The sequence below is a fragment of the Streptomyces tricolor genome (assembly GCF_002155905.1).
GTDB classification, from domain to species: domain Bacteria; phylum Actinomycetota; class Actinomycetes; order Streptomycetales; family Streptomycetaceae; genus Streptomyces; species Streptomyces tricolor.
Genome location: NZ_MUMF01001083.1, coordinates 1 through 579, shown reverse-complemented (window position 1 = coordinate 579; position 579 = coordinate 1). Strand labels below are relative to the sequence as shown.

The 579-nt window shown below is 64.8% G+C and carries 1 protein-coding gene; it reads left to right on the top strand.

The features are described from left to right. Nucleotides 1–31 precede the first annotated feature (31 nt). Nucleotides 32–579, top strand: a 548-nt coding sequence (locus tag CCN44_RS42875) for an SPFH domain-containing protein (protein ID WP_143650536.1), incomplete at its 3' end; no start/stop codon positions are given.

Below are 579 nucleotides of genomic sequence, written 5' to 3'. Positions count from 1 at the left end.
CCGAGGCGGAGAAGGGTACGGGGAACCGACGATGGAACCGGTCATCATCGTCTTGATCATCCTGGTGGTGTTGGTCTTCATCGCCCTGATCAAGACCATCCAAGTCATCCCACAGGCCAGCGCCGCCATCGTCGAGCGCTTCGGCCGCTACACGCGGACGCTGAACGCGGGCCTCAACATCGTGGTCCCGTTCATCGACACCATCCGCAACCGCATCGACCTGCGCGAACAGGTCGTACCGTTCCCGCCGCAGCCGGTGATCACCCAGGACAACCTGGTCGTGAACATCGACACGGTCATCTACTACCAGGTCACCGACGCCCGGGCCGCCACCTACGAGGTCGCCAGCTACATCCAGGCGATCGAGCAGCTCACGGTCACCACCCTCCGCAACATCATCGGCGGCATGGACCTCGAACGGACCCTGACCTCCCGCGAGGAGATCAACGCGGCCCTGCGCGGCGTCCTCGACGAGGCCACCGGCAAGTGGGGCATCCGCGTCAACCGCGTCGAACTGAAGGCCATCGAGCCGCCCACCTCCATCCAGGACTCGATGGAGAAGCAGATGCGCGCCGACCG